The sequence below is a fragment of the Paraburkholderia sp. GW821-FHT02A12 genome, assembly GCF_059422005.1.
Genome location: NZ_JBWKWA010000002.1, coordinates 3,140,616 through 3,159,637 on the forward strand (window position 1 = coordinate 3,140,616; position 19,022 = coordinate 3,159,637).

Annotated in this window: 13 protein-coding genes and 1 pseudogene; 12 read left to right on the forward strand and 2 right to left on the reverse strand. The window is 59.7% G+C overall.

Features of this window, described 5'->3' with window-relative positions; all coding sequences use genetic code 11:
• Nucleotides 1–789 precede the first annotated feature (789 nt).
• The 6 genes and pseudogenes from AC07WT_RS35535 to AC07WT_RS35560 all read left to right on the forward strand — a co-directional run bounded on the left by AC07WT_RS35535 (nt 790) and on the right by AC07WT_RS35560 (nt 14,837).
• Complete coding sequence (locus tag AC07WT_RS35535; RefSeq protein WP_494950574.1) at nt 790–10,125, forward strand: hemagglutinin repeat-containing protein; 9,336 nt, start codon at nt 790–792, stop codon at nt 10,123–10,125.
• A gap of 9 nt (nt 10,126–10,134) precedes the next feature.
• A complete protein-coding gene (locus AC07WT_RS35540; RefSeq protein ID WP_494950575.1) occupies nt 10,135–10,530 on the forward strand; it encodes a hypothetical protein in 396 nt (131 codons plus the stop codon).
• Nucleotides 10,531–10,630: 100 nt separating this feature from the next.
• Nucleotides 10,631–13,261, forward strand: a pseudogene (locus AC07WT_RS35545) (hemagglutinin repeat-containing protein); the annotation flags it as partial.
• 78 nt (nt 13,262–13,339) lie between these two features.
• Complete coding sequence (locus tag AC07WT_RS35550) at nt 13,340–13,492, forward strand: colicin E3/pyocin S6 family cytotoxin (RefSeq protein ID WP_494951127.1); 153 nt, start codon at nt 13,340–13,342, stop codon at nt 13,490–13,492.
• A 3-nt stretch (nt 13,493–13,495) separates the two neighbouring features.
• Nucleotides 13,496–13,828, forward strand: a complete 333-nt coding sequence (locus AC07WT_RS35555; protein ID WP_494950576.1) for a hypothetical protein — start codon at nt 13,496–13,498, stop codon at nt 13,826–13,828.
• 187 nt (nt 13,829–14,015) lie between these two features.
• Nucleotides 14,016–14,837 (forward strand): hypothetical protein, encoded by an 822-nt coding sequence (locus AC07WT_RS35560; RefSeq protein WP_494950577.1) that lies wholly within the window; start codon nt 14,016–14,018, stop codon nt 14,835–14,837.
• A gap of 306 nt (nt 14,838–15,143) precedes the next feature.
• Here AC07WT_RS35560 and AC07WT_RS35565 read toward each other — a convergent pair whose 3' ends face one another.
• Nucleotides 15,144–15,374 carry a SymE family type I addiction module toxin gene (locus AC07WT_RS35565; RefSeq protein WP_494950578.1) on the reverse strand — a complete coding sequence of 77 codons (231 nt, stop codon included), beginning with the start codon at nt 15,372–15,374 and terminating at the stop codon, nt 15,144–15,146.
• Between the two features lie 115 nt (nt 15,375–15,489).
• Here AC07WT_RS35565 and AC07WT_RS35570 point away from each other — a divergent pair, with 115 nt between their 5' ends.
• The 3 genes from AC07WT_RS35570 (at nt 15,490) to AC07WT_RS35580 (ending at nt 16,784) form a co-directional block, all read left to right on the forward strand.
• Complete coding sequence (locus AC07WT_RS35570; protein WP_494950579.1) at nt 15,490–15,696, forward strand: hypothetical protein; 207 nt, start codon at nt 15,490–15,492, stop codon at nt 15,694–15,696.
• Between the two features lie 454 nt (nt 15,697–16,150).
• The gene (locus AC07WT_RS35575) at nt 16,151–16,438 is read left to right on the forward strand and encodes a hypothetical protein (RefSeq protein WP_494950580.1); all 288 of its coding nucleotides are present in this window, start codon (nt 16,151–16,153) and stop codon (nt 16,436–16,438) included.
• 85 nt (nt 16,439–16,523) lie between these two features.
• Nucleotides 16,524–16,784, forward strand: coding sequence for a hypothetical protein (locus AC07WT_RS35580; RefSeq protein WP_494950581.1), 261 nt, complete (start codon nt 16,524–16,526; stop codon nt 16,782–16,784).
• A gap of 47 nt (nt 16,785–16,831) precedes the next feature.
• Here AC07WT_RS35580 and AC07WT_RS35585 read toward each other — a convergent pair whose 3' ends face one another.
• The gene (locus tag AC07WT_RS35585) at nt 16,832–17,107 is read right to left on the reverse strand and encodes a hypothetical protein (RefSeq protein ID WP_494950582.1); all 276 of its coding nucleotides are present in this window, start codon (nt 17,105–17,107) and stop codon (nt 16,832–16,834) included.
• On the opposite strand from AC07WT_RS35585, the gene AC07WT_RS35590 reads away from it, so the two are divergent.
• The 3 genes from AC07WT_RS35590 (at nt 17,106) to AC07WT_RS35600 (ending at nt 18,847) form a co-directional block, all read left to right on the forward strand.
• The gene (locus AC07WT_RS35590; protein ID WP_494950583.1) at nt 17,106–17,411 is read left to right on the forward strand and encodes a hypothetical protein; all 306 of its coding nucleotides are present in this window, start codon (nt 17,106–17,108) and stop codon (nt 17,409–17,411) included. The genes AC07WT_RS35585 and AC07WT_RS35590 overlap by 2 nt on opposite strands.
• Before the next feature lie 178 nt (nt 17,412–17,589).
• A protein-coding gene (locus AC07WT_RS35595; protein WP_494947200.1) for an IS5 family transposase occupies nt 17,590–18,407 on the forward strand; the annotation gives its coding sequence in 2 pieces (ribosomal slippage) (nt 17,590–17,938 and nt 17,938–18,407; 819 coding nt in all).
• A gap of 182 nt (nt 18,408–18,589) precedes the next feature.
• A complete protein-coding gene (locus AC07WT_RS35600) occupies nt 18,590–18,847 on the forward strand; it encodes a hypothetical protein (RefSeq protein WP_494950584.1) in 258 nt (85 codons plus the stop codon).
• Nucleotides 18,848–19,022 lie beyond the last annotated feature (175 nt).

Here is a 19,022-nt window from a genome sequence, read left to right on the forward strand (position 1 = left end):
TGCGAGCGAGACGGCTCGCGTTTCGTCCAGGCGCCAATATGCGACGGGAAACCTTATGGAAAGCTTACGACGATGTAAAAAAGAATCGCGAGTCGCTGTTGTCGCGCACATCACGAAGACAGGCTTCGACCGAGCCTTAAGAAAGGCTTAAGGGCCGCGCGAAATGCAAAAAATATACCGCTCAAGCACTCGGTTTCCAGGCCGATGGACAGAGCGCAGTACAAACGTTTTTTCTCTCGGGAGATTTAGATGAATCGCGGTCACCGCATTGCCGAGTGGCCAGAATTGTCTGCGCGCCACTGGAGAAGATTCGCAAGACAAACCTTACATTTACTCATTGACACGCCTTCGAATTGCGATACATCCATTTCGCTACTAAACGCATAACTATTTCTATATCAAATTGTGCGACATTGAGGTGCCCAGCGTTCATCGGCATACAACGCATATTTGAATTGGTCCCTAGGGTACTTCGTGAGTTGATAGGCGCATCGTGACGCACGGACCTCGCAATTCTGCCAGGGATTTTTGAGATGCCCGGCGCGGTAATATCCACCGAATTGCCGTAAACAATATCGCCGATATATGCGGCTAGCGAAGTACGTTGCTCGTCCGAGAGACCGGGATTGCTGGTCAGCGCACTGGTACGAGCACGAGGCGTTCAATCGAATCGTGCAGTCCGTCGCGTCTCGGCAACGCTCGACACTTCTTGACGCTGTTCTATTAGATTTCATTCGATGTTCGAGGTCCGTGAGAGCGGGTCGCATGAATCGCGAGTAGACCAAGATTATGAATAAAAACCAATATCGGCTGGTATTCAGCCGCGTGCACGGTATGCTGGTTGCGGTGGAAGAAATAGCCAGCGCAGCGGGGAAAGCAAATACGGGTGAAACCCGGCGTACCGTCAGTTATAGCGGCGTGCGTCTGGTAACGCAGTTCGCTTTGCGTCTCGTCGCATTCGGCGCATTGATTGCCGCTGGCGCCATGCCGATGTGGGCGCATGCGCAGATCGTGGGAGCGGGGCCAAACGCCGCCTCGGTGGTTCAGACGCCTAACGGCTTGCCACAAGTGAACATCAACAAGCCGGGCGGCGCTGGCGTTTCGCTGAACACCTATAACCAGTTCGACGTTCAGAAGAACGGCGCGATCCTGAACAACTCGCCGACGATCGTCAACACGCAGCAAGCGGGCTATATCAACGGCAACCCGAATCTGAGTGCGGGGCAGGCGGCGCGCATCATTGTCAACCAGGTCAACAGTACGGCGGCCAGCCAGATCAAGGGGTATGTCGAGATCGCGGGAAGCCGCGCGGAGATCGTGCAGGCCAATCCCGCCGGTATCGTCGTGGATGGTGGCGGGTTCATCAATACCTCACGCGCAGTCCTTACAACGGGCGTGCCGCAGTTTGGCGCGGACGGCTCGCTGACGGGCTTCAATGTGAATCGCGGCCTCGTGACCGTGCAAGGTGCGGGCCTCGATACGTCAAACGTCGACCAGACGGATATTATTGCGCGCGCTGTGCAGGCCAATGCCGCAATCTACGCAAAGAACCTGAACGTGATCGCCGGCGCGAATCAGGTCAATCACGACACGCTGGCCGCGACGCCGATTCAGGGGGATGGCGCTTCACCGGCAGTTGCGATCGACGTGGCGCAATTGGGCGGCATGTACGCGAACCGGGTGTTTCTGGTCGGCAACTCCGCAGGCGTCGGTGTGGCGAATGCCGGCACGATCGCGGCACAGGCGGGCGACCTGACGTTGCAGTCGGACGGCCGTCTGGTGCTGACGGGCAAGACTACCTCTACCGGCAGCCTCGCGCTGTCGGCCGCAGGCGGCATCCAGAACAGCGGTACGACGTACACCCAGCAATCGGCTTCGGTGAATACGGCCGCCGATCTGACGAATACCGGCACACTTGCGGCGCAGCAGAACTCGACGATCAACGCGGGTTCGGTGAATTCGACCGGGACGCTCGGCGCGGGCGTGAACAACGATGGTTCCGTTGGCCGTAGCGGCGATCTGAACGTGACGGCGTCGGCGCAGCTTTCGGCGAGCGGTCAGAACGTCGCGGGAGGCAATGCATCGCTGATCGGCGCGGACGTGAATCTCGCTGGTAGCACGACGGCCGCGAACGGTAATCTGTCGTTGAACGCGACGGCCGGTGACGTGAACCTCGCGAACGCGACGACAAGCGCTCAAGGTGCCGTCTCTGCGAACGCTTCGGGCACGGTGATCAACGATCACGGCAGCCTGTCGAGCGGCGGCAGCACGACGCTTTCTGCCGGTAGCGTTTCGAACCAGGGCGGCAAGGTGTCGTCGCAGGGGCCATTGTCGGTGACGGCCGCCAACCAGATCGCAAACCAGTCCGGCGTGCTCGTGTCGGAGAGCACGATGGCACTGCGTGGCGGTACCGTCGCGAACAATCAAGGCACGATCCAGAGTGCCGGACACGCGACGGTCGACGGGGGCGCGATCGACAACACGGCAGGCCGCATCACGTCGCTGAATGGCGATGGTCTGACGCTGACCGCGACCGGGCAACTGACGAACGCGGCGGGCACGACGTCGGATGGCGCGCAAGGCGGCATGATCGGCGGCAATGGCGACGTGACCGTGCAAGGCGGACATATCGCCAACCACGGCACGATCACGTCCAGCACGAATCTTCACGTTGCCGGTCAGTCGGTCGGCAACAACGGCGGCGCGCTGAGGGCCGCTCAGGCCGTGACGGTCGATGCCGGCGCGCACCTGACGAACAGCACCGGCACGATCGCCGGCCAGACGGCAACGGTCAGCGCAACGACGCTCGACAACAGTACAGGCACCGTGCAGGCCGAACAGGTCTCGTTGACCGCTACCGACCTCGCGAATCATGGCGGCGCGATTACGCAGACCGGCACCGGCGCGATGGGCGTCAACGTGTCGGGCACGCTCGACAATTCCAGTGGCGGCACGCTGCAGTCCAACAGCACTGACCTGACACTCGCTCCCGCTTCGCTGGTTAATGACGGCGGCACGATCACGCATGCCGGCACTGGCACGCTGACGCTCGGCGGCGGCGCGGGTTCGATTTCGAACGTCGGTGGCACGATCGCGAGCAACGGGCGCATCGTCGCGCAGACTGGCACGCTGAACAATACGTCGGGTTCGATCAACGCCCAGACAGGGTTGGCGGCTACCGCCAGCGGCATGCTGAACAATACGAGCGGCAAGCTGCTGTCGAATACGGACCTCGGTCTGACCAGCAGCACGCTGACGAACGACGGCGGTCAGATCGGCGCGAGCACGAACGCGTCGATTCATAGCGGCTCGATGACGAATCAGGGTGGCTCGATCGTCGCGCCGAATCTGTCGGTCACGACCGACTCGACACTCGACAACAGCGGCGGCAGGCTCGAAGCCAATCAGCTCGCGCTGACGGCGACGAACCTCACGAACCATGACGGTGCGATCACGCAGTATGGATCGTCGGCGATGGGCGTGAACGTGAGCGGCACGCTCGACAACTCGGCCGCCGGCGTGATTCAGACCAACAGCACGGATCTGACGCTCAAGCCCGCCGAGCTGAACAACGCGGGCGGTACCATCACGCATGCCGGCACGGGCACGCTGACGATCGCACCGAGCAATGGCGCCAGCGCGCTGAACAACGCATCGGGCACCATCGTGACGAAGGGACAAGCGGTCGTCGATGCGAGCAGCTGGAACAACGCGAGCGGTATTCTCGCGGCGCAGCGCGGCATCAACGCAACGATTTCGGGCGACGTCAACAACGCGCAGGGACTGCTGCGTTCGGATACCTCGCTGTCGCTGACGAACGGCGGCGCGTTGTCGAACCGCGGGGGCCATATTCAGGCGGGGCAATCGACCGCCGGCGACACCAGCACGCTCGATATTCAGTCGGCATCGATCGATAACGCGGACGGCGCCATGGTCGACCTCGGCGCCGGCAAGATGACGGTGCAAGGCGGCAGCCAGATCGCCAACAGCCACGCTGGCGGCGTATCGGGTATGGGCGCCATCACCGGCAACGGCGACGTGACGGTCAGTGCGGCGTCGATCAGCAACACGCAGGGTGGGCAACTCAGCGGCGCATCGCTGCACGTCCGGGGGAATACACTCGACAACAGCGGCGGCACGATCGGCAATGTCGCGAATTCGAATGGCGACGTCGACGTGACCACGGCTGGTGCGATCACGAACACGAACGGTCAGATCAGTTCGACGCACGACCTGACGGTCTCGGCAGCCACGCTGCAAGGCGGCGGTACGTATAGCGCAACGCACGACGCGAACGTGAACCTGCGCCCCGGAGGAAGTCCCCTTGGGGGACAGGGCGACTACACGTCGTCGCCCGACACGCAGTTCAACGTCGGTCACGATCTCGCGTTCACGCTGCCCGGCACCTTCACGAACAACACGAACCTGCAATCGGTCAACAACCTGAGCGTCGATGCGGGCAGCATCGTCAACGCGGGCGCATTGACGGCCGGCGGCCTGCTGCACACGCAATCGACCAATCTGACCAATACCGGCGCGCTCGTCGGCGCCAGCGCGTCGCTCAATGCAACGAACACGATCTCGAACGTCGGCCCGACCGCGCTGATCGGCGGTTCCGACGGCAACGGTACACTCGAGATTCTCGCGCACGACATCGAAAACCGCGACGACACCACGTCCACCGATACGATGGCGCAAACGGCCATCTTCGGGATGGGCAAGGTCGTGCTGGCAGGCGGCAAGGATGCGGGCGGAAATTACACGAATGCGGCGGTGGTCAACAACGCGTCAGCGCTGATCCAGTCGGGCGGCAACATGGAACTGCACGCCGACAAGGTGACGAACACGCGCCGCGTGATGACGACCTCGACCAGTTCGATCGATCCGGCACTGCTCGCGCAGTTCGGCATTCCGATCAGCGGCCGCACGGGCCAGGTCGGCGTGAAGGATCCGGACAGCATCGGCGGCGTCTATACCGATCCGCCTCATGGTGGTCAGTGGAACAGCACGTATCAGTACACGACCTACTATGCGGACAGCGCGACGGCGACGACCGTGGCAGGCATTAGTCCGGCAGGCCAGATCGTGTCGGGCGGGAACATCGACGCGTCGTCGGCCGGCAATCTGCAAAATTACTGGAGCAACATCGCCGCGGTCGGTGACATCAAGATGCCGTTGCACTACGACGCTGACGGCTGGGCGGCGTCCGGCCAGAAACTGCCGGGCGTGGCAGTCTCGTATTCCGGGCAATATCACTACAACAACTACGACAACAGCGAATACAACTGGCAGTTGCCGTTCGGCAACGCGCCGTTCGTGACGGGACGTCCCGGTGGCTATACGCAGGCGGCGCCGGCCGACATCAAGGATTACAAGCTGCCGGGCTACGATTCGACGCTGGGTTCGAACGGCACGATTTCGGGTACCGGCGTCAGCGTCAATAACACCGCGGGCAACGCGTCGATTCCGTCGCTCGGCCTGCTGCCCGGACAAGCCGTTCCGGGCCTGACAATCGGCGGCCTCAGTGGCAACGCGAGCGGTGCGAAATCGGGGGCGTCGTCCGTGCACGGCGGCACGCCAGCGCCGGTGGACCCGATCATTGCGAGTGCGACGGCGCTGAACGTGCTGAACAATCTCACCATTCCGCAAGGCGGGTTGTTCAAACCGACCACTGCGCCGAACGCGAGCTACGTGATCGAGACGAATCCGGCGTTCACGAACCAGAAGAATTTCATTTCGAGCGACTATTTCTTCGGTCAGCTCGGCGTCGACCTCACGCATATTCCGAAGCGGCTCGGCGATGGCTTCTATGAGCAGCAGCTTGTGCGCAACGAAGTCACGGCGCTGACCGGTAAGGCGGTGCTTGGCCCATACGCGGACCTGCAGACCATGTATCAGTCGCTGATGGCGGCCGGTGCGGATCTGTCGAAATCGCTCGATTTGCCGATCGGGGCAAGTCTGTCGGCCGATCAGGTATCGAAGCTGACGAGCAACGTAATCCTGATGGAAACGCGGATGGTCGAAGGCCAGTCGGTGCTGGTACCGGTCGTCTATCTCGCGAAGGCCAGCCAGCAGAACATCGACGGGCCACTGATCAGCGCGACGAACATCGACTTCCAGAACGCACAGTCGTTCACGAACAGCGGCACGATCAAGGCAGATAACACGCTGGCGATTCAGGGCAAGCAGATCGACAACGCGTTCGGCGCGCTGCAAAGCGGCGGGCTGATGTCGCTCAAGGCCGGGAACAATATCGATCTGACGTCGGCCAATGTGAAGGCCGGCAGCCTGCAACTGGACGCCGGGAAAGACCTGATTCTCGATACGGCGACGACGACGAACACGCGGGTGAGTCGCGATGGTGCGATGAGCGTGGTGACGACGCTCGGGCCGACCGCGAAACTGGACGTCACCGGCGACGCGTCGATCACGACGGGCGGCAATTTCCAGCAGAACGCGGGCAACCTGTCGGTCGGGGGCAATCTCGGCATGAATGTCGGGGGTAACTGGGATCTCGGTGCGGTCCAGTCGGGCGAACACAAGATCGTGCAACGCGCGAACGGCGTATCGAACACGGACATCAACAAGGTTGCCGGCAGCTCGGTCGAGGTCGGCGGGCAATCGAGCATCGGCGTCGGCGGGGACCTTGCCGCGAAGGGCGCGCAGATCGACCTCGGCCAGGGTGGGACGATCGCAGCCAGGGGCAACGTTACGCTCGGCACGGCGAGTGCGACTTCGACGGTAAACAGCAACAGTTCGGGCAGCGATAGTCACGGCAGCTACGCGGAGACGTTGCACACGTCGGACCAGGCGCTGACCGGCACGATGCTCAAGGGCGGCGACACGGTCAACATTGTGTCGGGCAAGGACATCACGGTCAGCGGCAGCACGATCAGCCTCGACAAGAGCAACGCGAACCTGCTGGCAGCCGGCGATGTGAATATCGGCGCGGCAACCGAGACGCACGAACTCAACTCGCACGAAACGCACAGCCACAGCAATGTGGTGAGCGGTTCGAAGGTTGCGAGCGGGGTTGACCAGACGGCGACCTATAGCCAGGGCAGCACGGTGTCGGCCGATGGCGTCAACATTGTCAGCAACCGAGACATCAACGTGACGGGCAGCAACATCGTTGGCACGAACGACGTTAAGTTGCAGGCAACGCGTGATGTCAACATCAAGACCTCGCAAGATACGGTCCAGTCGTCCACCTACTACGACAAGCAGGAGTCCGGCCTGCTGTCGAACGGCGGTCTGTCGGTTTCGATTGGTTCGCGCTCGCAGTCGGACAAGCAGCAATCCGCCAGCGTGACGAACAACGGCAGCGCGATCGGTGCGCTCAATGGCAACCTGACGGTAAGCGCAGGCAATGACGTGCATGCGACCGGCAGCCTCCTCCACGCAGGCAACGATCTCGCCGTAGCGGGCAAGACCGTCACGATCGATTCAGCTTACGACACCATGAGCCAGGCGGAACAGCAACAGTTCCGTCAAGCGGGCTTGTCGGTCGGATTCACCAATCCGGTTGTGGCGACGGTGCAGACGGGCCGGCAGATGGCGGAAGCAGCGCAACATACGAACGGTGACCCGCGTCTGACGGCACTGGCAGCGGCCACCACGGGACTGGCGGCGAAGAACCTCTATGATGGCGCGGCCAGCGGCAATCCGGTGCAATCGCCGACGAGCGTCGGGGTCAGTATTTCGCTCGGTGCGAGCAAGAGCGACAGTCAGTCGCAAGCCCAGGCGAGCACGGCTATCGGCAGTACGCTGTCGGCAGGTCGGAATGTCACGATCGGGGCGTCGGGCGCAGGCGCCGACAGCAATATCAACGTGATCGGCAGCACGATTTCGGCCGGGAACAACGCGCTGCTGGCGGCTGACGGCAACGTGAACCTGCAGGCGGCACAGAACACCAGCGACCAGCATTCGACCAGCAGCGGGTCGAGCGCGTCGGTCGGCATTGCATTCACCGTGGGTTCGCAAAATGGTTTCTCGCTCAATGCGGGTGTGGCGGGCAATCGTGGGCACGCGGACGGCGATTCGACCACGTGGACCAATACGCACGTCACGGCGGGCGACACATTGACGATCCAATCGGGCGGCGACACGAATCTCAGGGGGGCCGTCGCATCGGGTAAGCAGGTCGTGGCCGATGTGGGCGGCAACCTGAATATCGAAAGCTTGCAGGACAAGGACCATTACGATTCGAAGCAGCAGAGCGCGGGCGTATCGGTCAGCGTCTGCGTGCCGCCTTTCTGCTACGGCGGTTCCTCGAGCGCGGCGGCAAACTTCAACCAGCAGGAGATGCACAGCGACTACGAGGCGGTGGGCGAGCAGTCTGGCATCAAGGCGGGCGATGGCGGTTTCCAGGTCGACGTGAAGGGCAACACCGATCTCAAGGGGGGCGTGATCGCGAGTGGCGACAAAGCCGTGCAGGACGGCGTGAACAGCCTGACGACTGCGACGCTCACGCATAGCGATATCGAAAACCATGCATCGTACGACGCGTCGTCGGTCGGGATTTCGGGCGGTGTCGGCGGGCAAATCGGCAAGGATCAGAAAGGTACGGCGGACAACGTGAATCCGGTGCCGGGGACAACGCTGCCGAAGGGGGATGGCGGAATGCAGGTTGCGCCGCCCGTAGCCCTCAGCGCGTCGGGCGATGCGAATTCGACGACGAAGAGCGGTATCAGTGGCGGCGCCATCACCATTACCGACGGCATGAAGCAGCAGCAACTGACGGGACAGACTGCGGCCGAAACGGTAGCGAACATCAATAGCGACACGTCGAACACCGGGGGCGCGCTCGCGCCGATCTTCGACAAGGACAAGATCCAGGCCGGCTTCGACATTACGAGCCAGTTCATCAATCAGGCGGGGACGTTCGTGGCGAATCGCGCGGCGGAAGCCGATGCAGCGAAGGCAGCCGCGAACAACCCGAATCTGACGCCGGATCAACGAGCAGCCGCCCAGCAGCACGCCGATGAACTGAACGCCAATTGGGGGCCGAACGGCACCTATCGTCAGGTGCTGACGGCTCTGTCGGTGGCCGCGGGCGGTAATGTAACGGGGGGTATGGGTCAATTTGCACAGAATGCGACGGTCGCCTATCTGCAAGAACTCGGCGCGAACCAGGTTAAGCAGATTGCCGACAACCTTGGCAGCGAAGAAGCGCGTGCTGCACTTCATGCGATTGTCGGTTGTGCTGGCGCGGCCGCCAGCAGCCAGAGTTGTGGCGCGGGTGCCATGGGTGCGGCGACCAGTTCTGTCCTCGGAAGTCTGCTTGCGCCGTCGACGAACCTGCCGGCATCGGAGCGCGAGGCGCGCGACAATCTGGTGACAAGCCTGGTTGCCGGCGTCGCTGCGATGTCCGGGCAGAATGTAGCGACGGCGACCGGCGCTGGCAAAATTGAGGTGGAGAACAATCAGGTTAGCATCCTCGCGCCGAAGAAAAATCCGCTGACAACCGATCTGGTAAAGACGTTCTGCGCGACGGGGACGTGCACGGACGAGCAGGTCAAGCAACTGGTTCAGGTACAGAGCCAGATCAATGAGGCCAGCGGCAAGAACGCGGTGACAGCGGCCGGAGCGGTGGCGATTGTTGCGGCGGTGCCTGCGCTTGTGGTGCTGGGACCGGAAGCGTTAGCGTTGGCGTTGTCGAATCCGGCGGCAGCGGTGAATGCTGGCATCATCACGGTGGAAACCGCAGCGGCGATTGCGACGAATTCGATCACGCCAGGCATGGCTATTGAGGGCGCGGGAGCGAAAGCAGGTACGGTGTGGGATTCGATTGTTGCGACTCAGCCCGTTTATCCTGGCTCAGTTCTTCCAAAATCGTTTGAGCTAACATTGGAAGGCGGGCAGAGTGTTTGGGTACATGGGAACGCGACGGAGCATATCGCGGAATATGCCCAGATGATTGCAAAGAACAATCCGCCGGAAGTTGTTCGAGTTGCGACACAACAACAACTTGCGAGCTTGGAGGGTGCCGTGAACGCTGTTACCAAAGATGGCGTGCCATACAATCAGCTAATCAATTCCAACGGCTGGGAATTAAAGTTTGCTCCTCCACGGCAACCGGGGCAGCTTCCCGTGCTCATTCATGCACTGCCTACAGGTAAGTGAGATTCGCATATGGAAATCAGGATTGAGAAGCCGTTTCGGTTGAGTTTCGATGTGGTCGAAACGGATGAGCATGTTCCGTCCATGCGGATGCAAGTATCGGCGGAGATACAGCAGTTTGGGCAAGATATTAGTTACCACAGCAGTCTATGGTTTGCTTGCTCCAGTTGGGATGAGTTTGTTTCGAGATTGAATGACCTTGACGCAGCCGAGGCAAGTCTTGCCGATATGAATAACTATTTCATTTTGCGACTTGGAAAATCGGCTGGGATGCCGGAAATGTCATGGGAAATCAAGCGAAGTGGCTTAGATGGCGCGACTGTGACGGCGGCGTTTAGCTCGCGAATCGACGAAGACACAATGGCACATATAAAGAGTCAAATTGAACAATTCCCGGTGTGGTGGTAGGTGATCTACGCGGCGTTGTTGCATAAATCGAATTTGAAGGCGAAAAGGTCCCTGTGATGCTGAATTCAGGCGATGCGGACGGACTGCGGGCGGGCAAGCACTGCCATGCGGTAGCACGGTGTCGGCTGATGGCGTCAACATTGTCAGCAACCGAGACATCAACGTGACGGGCAGCAACATCGTCGGCACAAACGATGTGACGTTGCAGGCAACACGCGACGTCACCATCAAGACCTCGCAAGATACGACGCAATCATCCAGCTACTACGAGAAGAAGGAAACGGGGCTGCTCACGAATGGCGGTCTGTCGGTGACGGTGGGTTCGCGCTCGCAGTCGGACAAGCAGCAATCCGCCAGCGTGACGAACAACGGCAGCGCGATCGGTGCGCTCAACGGCAACCTGACGGTAAACGCAGGCAATGACGTGCATGCGACCGGCAGCCTCCTCCACGCAGGCAACGATCTCGCCGTAGCGGGCAAGACCGTCACGATCGATTCAGCTTACGACACCATGAGCCAGGCGGAACAGCAACAGTTCCGTCAAGCGGGCTTGTCGGTCGGATTCACCAATCCGGTTGTGGCGGCGGTGCAGACGGGCCGGCAGATGGCGGAAGCAGCGCAACATACGAACGGTGACCCGCGTCTGACGGCACTGGCGGCGGCCACCACGGGACTGGCGGCGAAGAACCTCTATGATGGCGCGGCCAGCGGCAATCCGGTGCAATCGCCGACGAGCGTCGGGGTCAGTATTTCGCTCGGTGCGAGCAAGAGCGACAGTCAGTCGCAAGCCCAGGCGAGCACGGCTATCGGCAGTACGCTGTCGGCAGGTCGGAATGTCACGATCGGGGCGTCGGGCGCAGGCGCCGACAGCAATATCAACGTGATCGGCAGCACGATTTCGGCCGGGAACAACGCGCTGCTGGCGGCTGACGGCAACGTGAACCTGCAGGCGGCACAGAACACCAGCGACCAGCACTCGACCAGCAGCGGGTCGAGCGCGTCGGTCGGCATTGCATTCACCGTGGGTTCGCAAAATGGTTTCTCGCTCAATGCGGGTGTGGCGGGCAATCGCGGACACGCGGACGGCGATTCGACCACGTGGACCAATACGCACGTCACGGCGGGCGACACATTGACGATCCAATCGGGCGGCGACACGAATCTCAGGGGGGCCGTCGCATCGGGTAAGCAGGTCGTGGCCGATGTGGGCGGCAACCTGAATATCGAAAGCTTGCAGGACAAGGACCATTACGATTCGAAGCAGCAGAGCGCGGGCGTATCGATCAGCGTCTGTGTGCCGCCTTTCTGCTACGGCGGTTCCTCGAGCGCGGCGGCAAACTTCAACCAGCAGAAGATGCACAGCGACTACGAGGCGGTGGGCGAGCAGTCCGGCATCAAAGCAGCGGGCGATGGCGGTTTCCAGGTCGACGTGAAGGGCAATACCGATCTCAAGGGTGGCGTGATCGCGAGCAGCGACAAGGCGGTGCAGGACGGCGTCAACAGCCTGACAACCGCGACGCTCACGCATAGCGATATCGAAAACCATGCATCGTACGACGCGTCGTCGGTCGGGATTTCGGGCGGTGTCGGCGGGCAAATCGGCAAGGATCAGAAAGGTACGGCGGACAACGTGAATCCGGTGCCGGGGACAACGCTGCCGAAGGGGGATGGCGGAATGCAGGTTGCGCCGCCTGTAGCCCTCAGCGCGTCGGGCGATGCGAATTCGACGACGAAGAGCGGTATCAGTGGCGGCGCCATCACCATTACCGACGGCATGAAGCAGCAGCAACTGACGGGACAGACTGCGGCCGAAACGGTAGCGAACATCAATCGCGACACGTCGAACACCGGGGGCGCGCTCGCGCCGATCTTCGACAAGGACAAGATCCAGGCCGGCTTCGACATTACGAGCCAGTTCATCAATCAGGCGGGGACGTTCGTGGCGAATCGCGCGGCGGAAGCCGATGCAGCGAAGGCAGCCGCGAACAACCCGAATCTGACGCCGGATCAACGAGCGGCCGCCCAGCAGCGCGCCGATGAACTGAACGCCAATTGGGGGCCGAACGGCACCTATCGTCAGGTGCTGACGGCCTTGTCGGTGGCCGCGGGCGGTAATGTAACGGGGGGGATGGGTCAATTTGCACAGAATGCGACGGTCGCCTATCTGCAAGAACTCGGCGCGAACCAGGTTAAGCAGATTGCCGACAACCTCGGCAGCGAAGAAGCGCGTGCTGCACTTCATGCGATTGTCGGTTGTGCTGGCGCGGCCGCCAGCAGCCAGAGTTGCGGTGCAGGTGCCATGGGTGCGGCGACCAGTTCTGTCCTCGGAAGTCTGCTTGCGCCGTCGACGAATCTGCCGGCATCGGAGCGCGAGGCGCGCGACAATCTGGTGACAAGTTTGGTTGCTGGCGTCGCTGCGGTGTCCGGGCAGAATGTAGCGACGGCGACCGGTGCTGGCAAAATTGAGGTTGAGAACAACCAGGTCTCCATTGGGCGAACCGTCACCGGACCGCAGAATGTGCCGCAAGGCATGGGCGGGTACTTCGGTGAGCAGCGACAGAAAGGCGACGGTGTGATCGCCGATCCCGCTACGGTGCTTGATCCGACGATTAAGCCGAATGGGTCGTTGATCCATCCGTTGCCGGATGCCAAGACGGTCGGCGACTGGATTACGGCGATCATCCCGGATGACGTTAAGGATCTGGTCGACCACATCTTCTCGGCGTCTAACGAAAATGACGCTCGACGTACAAATCCTTCGAAAGCTGATAGTCCGGTATGGCAGGGACTTCGGCCATCGGGGAACGGGGTGAGGACTGACGGGGATCGCCTGTACGAGTGGGACTACACTCATAACGATATTGAGGTCTACGATAAGCGCGGGCGTCACTTGGGGTCTGCGGACCCGGTAACTGGTGAGCTATACAAACCCGCTGTTCCCGGCAGAAAACTGAATCGGTGAAAGATGAAAAAGCGCGATTTGCTTGATGATTTGATTAGGGGGCGACTGTCGCCGGAGGATGCTGAAAACGTCTATGACTTGTACATGGACAATTTGACCGAAGCCGATCCGCCTGTCACGGAGATGCTTGGTTTCTCAAAAAAGGAGTGGACCGCGCATGCTCATGGCGCTCCTTTCGAGGTAATCGCTAAATGGCGTGAAAAAGGTTGGCCTGACACGTGTTTCGTCTGTGGAGGGAAAATTGTTTCCGACGATTTCGGATGGTTTCCTCGCGAGCACGATGGAAAATATGGGCTCCGACATATCGTGTGCCCTAAAGATATCTTGACTGGTTGAGAAGGCGAGGATTCAAGTCTGATGTGAGGACGCGAGTGTTCAATGGTAAGGGGAATTTCAAATATGTTGTAAATTTGGATGGGTCGGTGAATTCCGATAAGACGAACGCCGGATCTGGTCGAAAACTTAATATTAGGTGAGGTGGCCGGCATCGGAGCGCGAGGCGCGCGACAATCTGGTGACAAGTTTGGTTGCCGGCGTCGCTGCGATGTCAGGGCAGAATGTAGCGACGGCGACCGGTGCTGGCAAAATTGAGGTAGAGAACAATCAGGTTAGCATCCTCGCGCCGAAGAAAAATCCGCTGACAACCGATCTGGTAAAGACGTTCTGCGCGACGGGGACGTGCACAGATGAGCAGGTCAAGCAACTGGTTCAGGCGCAGAACCAGATGAATGACGCGGTTGGCAAGAATGCGGTGATCGTGGCCGGAGCAGCGGCGGCTATAGTGGCGGTGCCTGCGTTGGCATCGTTGGCGCCAGATGCGTTGGCGCTGGCGTTGTCGAATCCGGTGGCAGCGGTGAATGCTGGCATCATTACGGCGGAGACTGCGGCGGCGATTGTGACGAACTCGGTGACGCCGGGCGTTGCAATTGAAGGTGCTGGAGCGAAGGCCGTTGCAAGCGGTTCGAAACTTATTGAACAATATGGACCGCTCAATCAAGGTCCTCTCCCTCAAGCCATTGCGAATACATTCAGAGGCGGAAGCTATGCGGAAATCGTCGTAGAAGAGCCGACGACTCTTTATCGAGTGTACGGGGGTACAGCTAACGAACTTGGAGGGTATTGGTCGCGTACGCCACCGGCTGGTCCAGTCCAGTCAATAATCGATAGTGCCTTGAATCCGCAATGGGGCAATACGGCTGTTAATGTGGTCGCAATAGATATTCCCGCTGGAACAAAATTCTATGAGGGTGCTGCCGCTGCGCAAGGTGGACTTGTTGGTGGCGGCAGTCAAGTGGTGTTTCCGAAGGACGTCAAGATTGATCCATCGTGGATTAAGAAACCATGAACGCGTGTAACTGGGAAGTGATAGACACATTCTCCTCGCCCGGCGAATATCGTCGTTTCTGCGCTTGGCTTGGTGATCAGGTGGCTAGCGGGTTGGCGGAGCAAGTAGCCGTCCAAGACTCATATGCCGGAGAAATGTTTGACGAAAAGTGGTTCCGCTGTAAGCAATCCGGAGATGTCTGGAGGCTTGTAGCGCCAGATGGTCCGTTCCATGGATATTGGGGAGCGGTTTAATAGTTTCCCATTCGATTGACTACCTATACGACAAACCCAGTCTTCGAGCTGGGTTTGTCGTTTGTAGAGTCGTTCAATCCGGCGTGATGACGAGCCTGCCGTGCTCGACCTGGATTCTCACTCGCTGTCCGGGCGGGAAGCCGGCCTGTTCAAGCCACATGCCGGCGATGCGTAGCCACGGAAAAAACCGTGGTGTTCGCCAGGGTCTTCCCTCTTGGGGGCTGGGCCGCCAGCGCATGATCTGCTGGACGGTGGCGTGTCGCTCGGGATGAGCGTGCAATGCTTTAAGATGGGCGTCAGCCATATCAACTCCTTGTCTGAGTTGGTGGTGGTCAGCGGGCGGTGAGTGTTGGTAGCACTCACCGCCCGCGCTTCGTTTACGTCAGCGTATTGCTCACTACTGTGCGGTTGCACAGCCGATGCGGGTTGACGAAGTGACGGACGTTAAACCTGCCTCCTCTTTAGCTGCTATTGCTGTGCCAGGCGAAGCGGTCACGCTGGCCGCAGCCGAAAGCGCGGCTAATGAGGAGGTATCGCCCCTGGCTCCTGCGGTGACACACGCCGATGACATGCAGGTGAGCGAGTCAGCGGCGGGCGAACTGCTGTTCAGCTTCGGTGAAGCGTAGAACCCTGGTGGCCGTCAAGGCTGCCCTTCGGCGCGCTCACGCGCGGCCTTGACGGAGAAGTGCACGAGGCCAGCGAGGTGCCGTTATCGAGTTACGAGGGTCGACGCGGTTATGGAGCAGTGGAGCACGACGGCCCTGTTCCCCCGGGTTTGCCGTCTCCCTTCGGGAGCCGTCAAACCCTGCTGGATGAAATTGCTTCGTGATGCGATGTAATTGAGATGGACGCAAGGCGTCCTCTGGCAAACTCGCGTCTTTAGGCGCAAAGTCGCGTCGGGGAAAAAAGTTGTTGGCTGGCCGGTGCGTCGGGGCGAAGTGGCTTGAAAGTGGTTGAGGCGTCGGGAAAAAATCCGTTTCGACAACGGCGCGTGCGTCGGATGCTGATGTTGTTGAGAACAACCAGCTCAGCGGAATCATTGGACGAACCGTCACTGGACCGCAGAATGTGCCGCAAGGCATGGGCGGGTACACCGGGGAGCAGTGGCAGAAAGGCGACGGCGTGATTGCCGATCCCGCTACGGCGCTCGATCCGACGATCAAGCCGAATGGATCGTTGATTTATCCGTTGCCGGATGCCAAGACAGTGGGGGACTGGATTACGGCGATCATCCCTGATCAGATCGAGGGGCTTGTAGACTACGTTATTACGGCGGCTCGATGGAAACGTGGGAATGATGTTTATGCACCAACACCGTTGTTCTACACGGAAACGTTGAGAGTCTCGAGTGTCTTGCTCAAGCACTAAGTAAGTGTGGAGCCCGGTAACAATCAAGACCGGGACCGGTAAAGCAAGCGAGTGATAAGTTAAACGACGCCGTAAAACCAAAAAAATGAAAATCATAGAAAACGGAAATTTCTCTCCATGGTTCCGCGTTGTGCTGTGGGCGACTGGAATTGCTATTGCCGCCGCATCCTATCAGCTACTTTCCGGTATGCCGATGTTCATAGGGGTTGTTGTTGGTATGGTTATTCTGGCCACTGGGACCTATGCTGAAAGAGCAAACCTGCTTCATTTGAAGCCCTTCGACAACAGCTACAAGAAGGCGCGGGAGAGTTACAAGGTCAAGGACGACGAAGAGAATAAGCCTTGAGCAAGCAGCAAACCCTGCGTGAGCCGGGATTGTTGTTTGTGGGTTGTTCAGTTCTGTTTGCTGCGTCTTTGCAGCATGGCCTCGGTCTCTGGCGAGGTCATGTACCTGCCGGCGACCCTATAGTCGTAATCGGGCGTGATGGTGACGTGGCCGAACCGATAATCGACGCTGAACAGAACCTGGTGTCCCGGCAGGAAGCCAGCGTGTTCGTGCGTGCGGTCTGCTTCAAGCGTAACGGAAACCTTAACATCGCGAGCGTGAGCAGCGCTCACCAGCAGCAGCTTGGCATTTCTAACGAAGCCGCATTGTTGCGGAAATATCATGTTCTCGAACAAACATCCAGAATTTCGCCGTCCCGCGGTAGGGCCGCGCGGTTCCATGTGGCCCTATCGCTTCGCCGAATTGTTCTTCGGTGCGATTGCGAAGGCGACGATGGTCATTGCCGCTTTGCTTCTTGTCGCTCTCGAACTTCTCAGCGGGGGTATGGGTACAGGCGGGGGCTTAAGCGACCTTCCAACAACTCGCAGAGGTTGGCGAAATCTATTTCTCGTTATGCTGACGATTCTCGTAGCTATTGCGCTCAGTATCTATTTCCTTGTCCTTACGGAAAGTCACCCGCATCCCTGAGACGATCGAGCGGCGCATTTGTTGCTACCGCGACAGACATGGCGGCGGACGGTGTCACTCAACTTGTCAAACCTGATGTTGGCCAATACTTAGAGGCCAGTTCAAAAACCCGTGAGGGGGCTGTTTACTTTCCCAGCAAGCTGTTAACCTTGGTTGCCTCAACAACGGAACCCAAGGGATGGAACCGCCGGTTATTGATGACGAGTTGTGGATACTGATCGAACCGTTATTGCCGCCGCCCAAGCCGCGGCGCAAGAAGCATCCTGGTCGCCCACGCGTGTCGGATCGGGCGGCGCTGAATGGCATCTTGTTCGTGTTGAAGACAGGTCTGCGATGGAACCACCTGCCGACCAGATTGGGCTTTGGCTCCGGCGCAACCTGCTGGCGACGACTGCACGACTGGCAGAAGGCTGGTGTGTGGGACCGGCTGCACGAACTGCTGCTCGACAAGCTGCGCGAGGTTGGCCAGATCGACCTCTCACACGCTGCCGTCGATTCCTCGTCGATACGGGCCGTTGGGGCGGGCGAAAAACTGGCCCGAACCCCACGGATCGCGCGCGACCCGGTTCCAAGCACCACATCCTCGTCGACGCAAACGGCGTTCCCATCAGCGCGATCCTGACTGGCGCGAACCGAAACGACGTCACCCAGTTGCTGCCGCTCGTCGATGCGATTCCGCCTATTCGCGGCGTACGCGGTCGGCCGCTTCAGAAGCCCAAGGTCGTCTATGCTGATCGTGGCTACGATTCCGACTCGCATCGTCAGCGACTGCGCGAGCGCGGTATCAAGCCGGTGATCGCGAAGCGTCGCACTGAACATGGCAGCGGTCTGGGCAAATTCCGCTGGGTGGTTGAACGGACTCACTCGTGGCTCCACAGCTTCCGTCGTCTTCGTATTCGCTTCGATCGCCGAGCAAACATTCACGAAGCGTTCTTGAAACTCAGCTGCGCCCTCGTCTGCTGGAACATCTTCAGGCGTACGGAGCGGCCTTTTTGAACTGACCTCTTAGAAAACGGCGCGACTGGCATCGCGGCAAACGCCGTTTCCGGCCGGTATCCCGAATTGAGTCCAGCTATAAACGAAGCGGCAAACAAGTTTAACGATAGCAACTGGTCCAATGCCATTCAGGACTTTATTAATTCTAATTGGAACAAGTTTACAAATCAGGGAGTCAAGAAATGAAACTCATTGAGGACGGCAACTTGACATGGGGCGCTAGTGTATGCCTGATCCTGTTAGGGTTCGGTGTAATGTTCGGCACACTAAAATTTGGGCCTCCCTCGATATGGAGTGCTGTTTTGGTATTGATTGGCTTTGGTGTGGCGGCAGTAGGAGGGATGACCTGTCGAGCGCGAATGTTCCACATCAAGCCTTTCGACAACAGCTACAAGCAGGCGCGGGAAAGTTACAAGGTCAAGGACGACGAAGAAAATTAGCCTTGAGCAAACCGGGAGCCGTCAAACCCGGCGGGACGATGAAACTGCTTCGTGATGCAATGTAATTGGGATAAGGAAAAGGTCTCTTCTGGCAGACTCGCGTCTTTAGGCCAAAACCCGCGTCGGGGCAAAAAATCTGTCGTGAAGAACTGCATCCGGGAAATTGAGGCGCTCA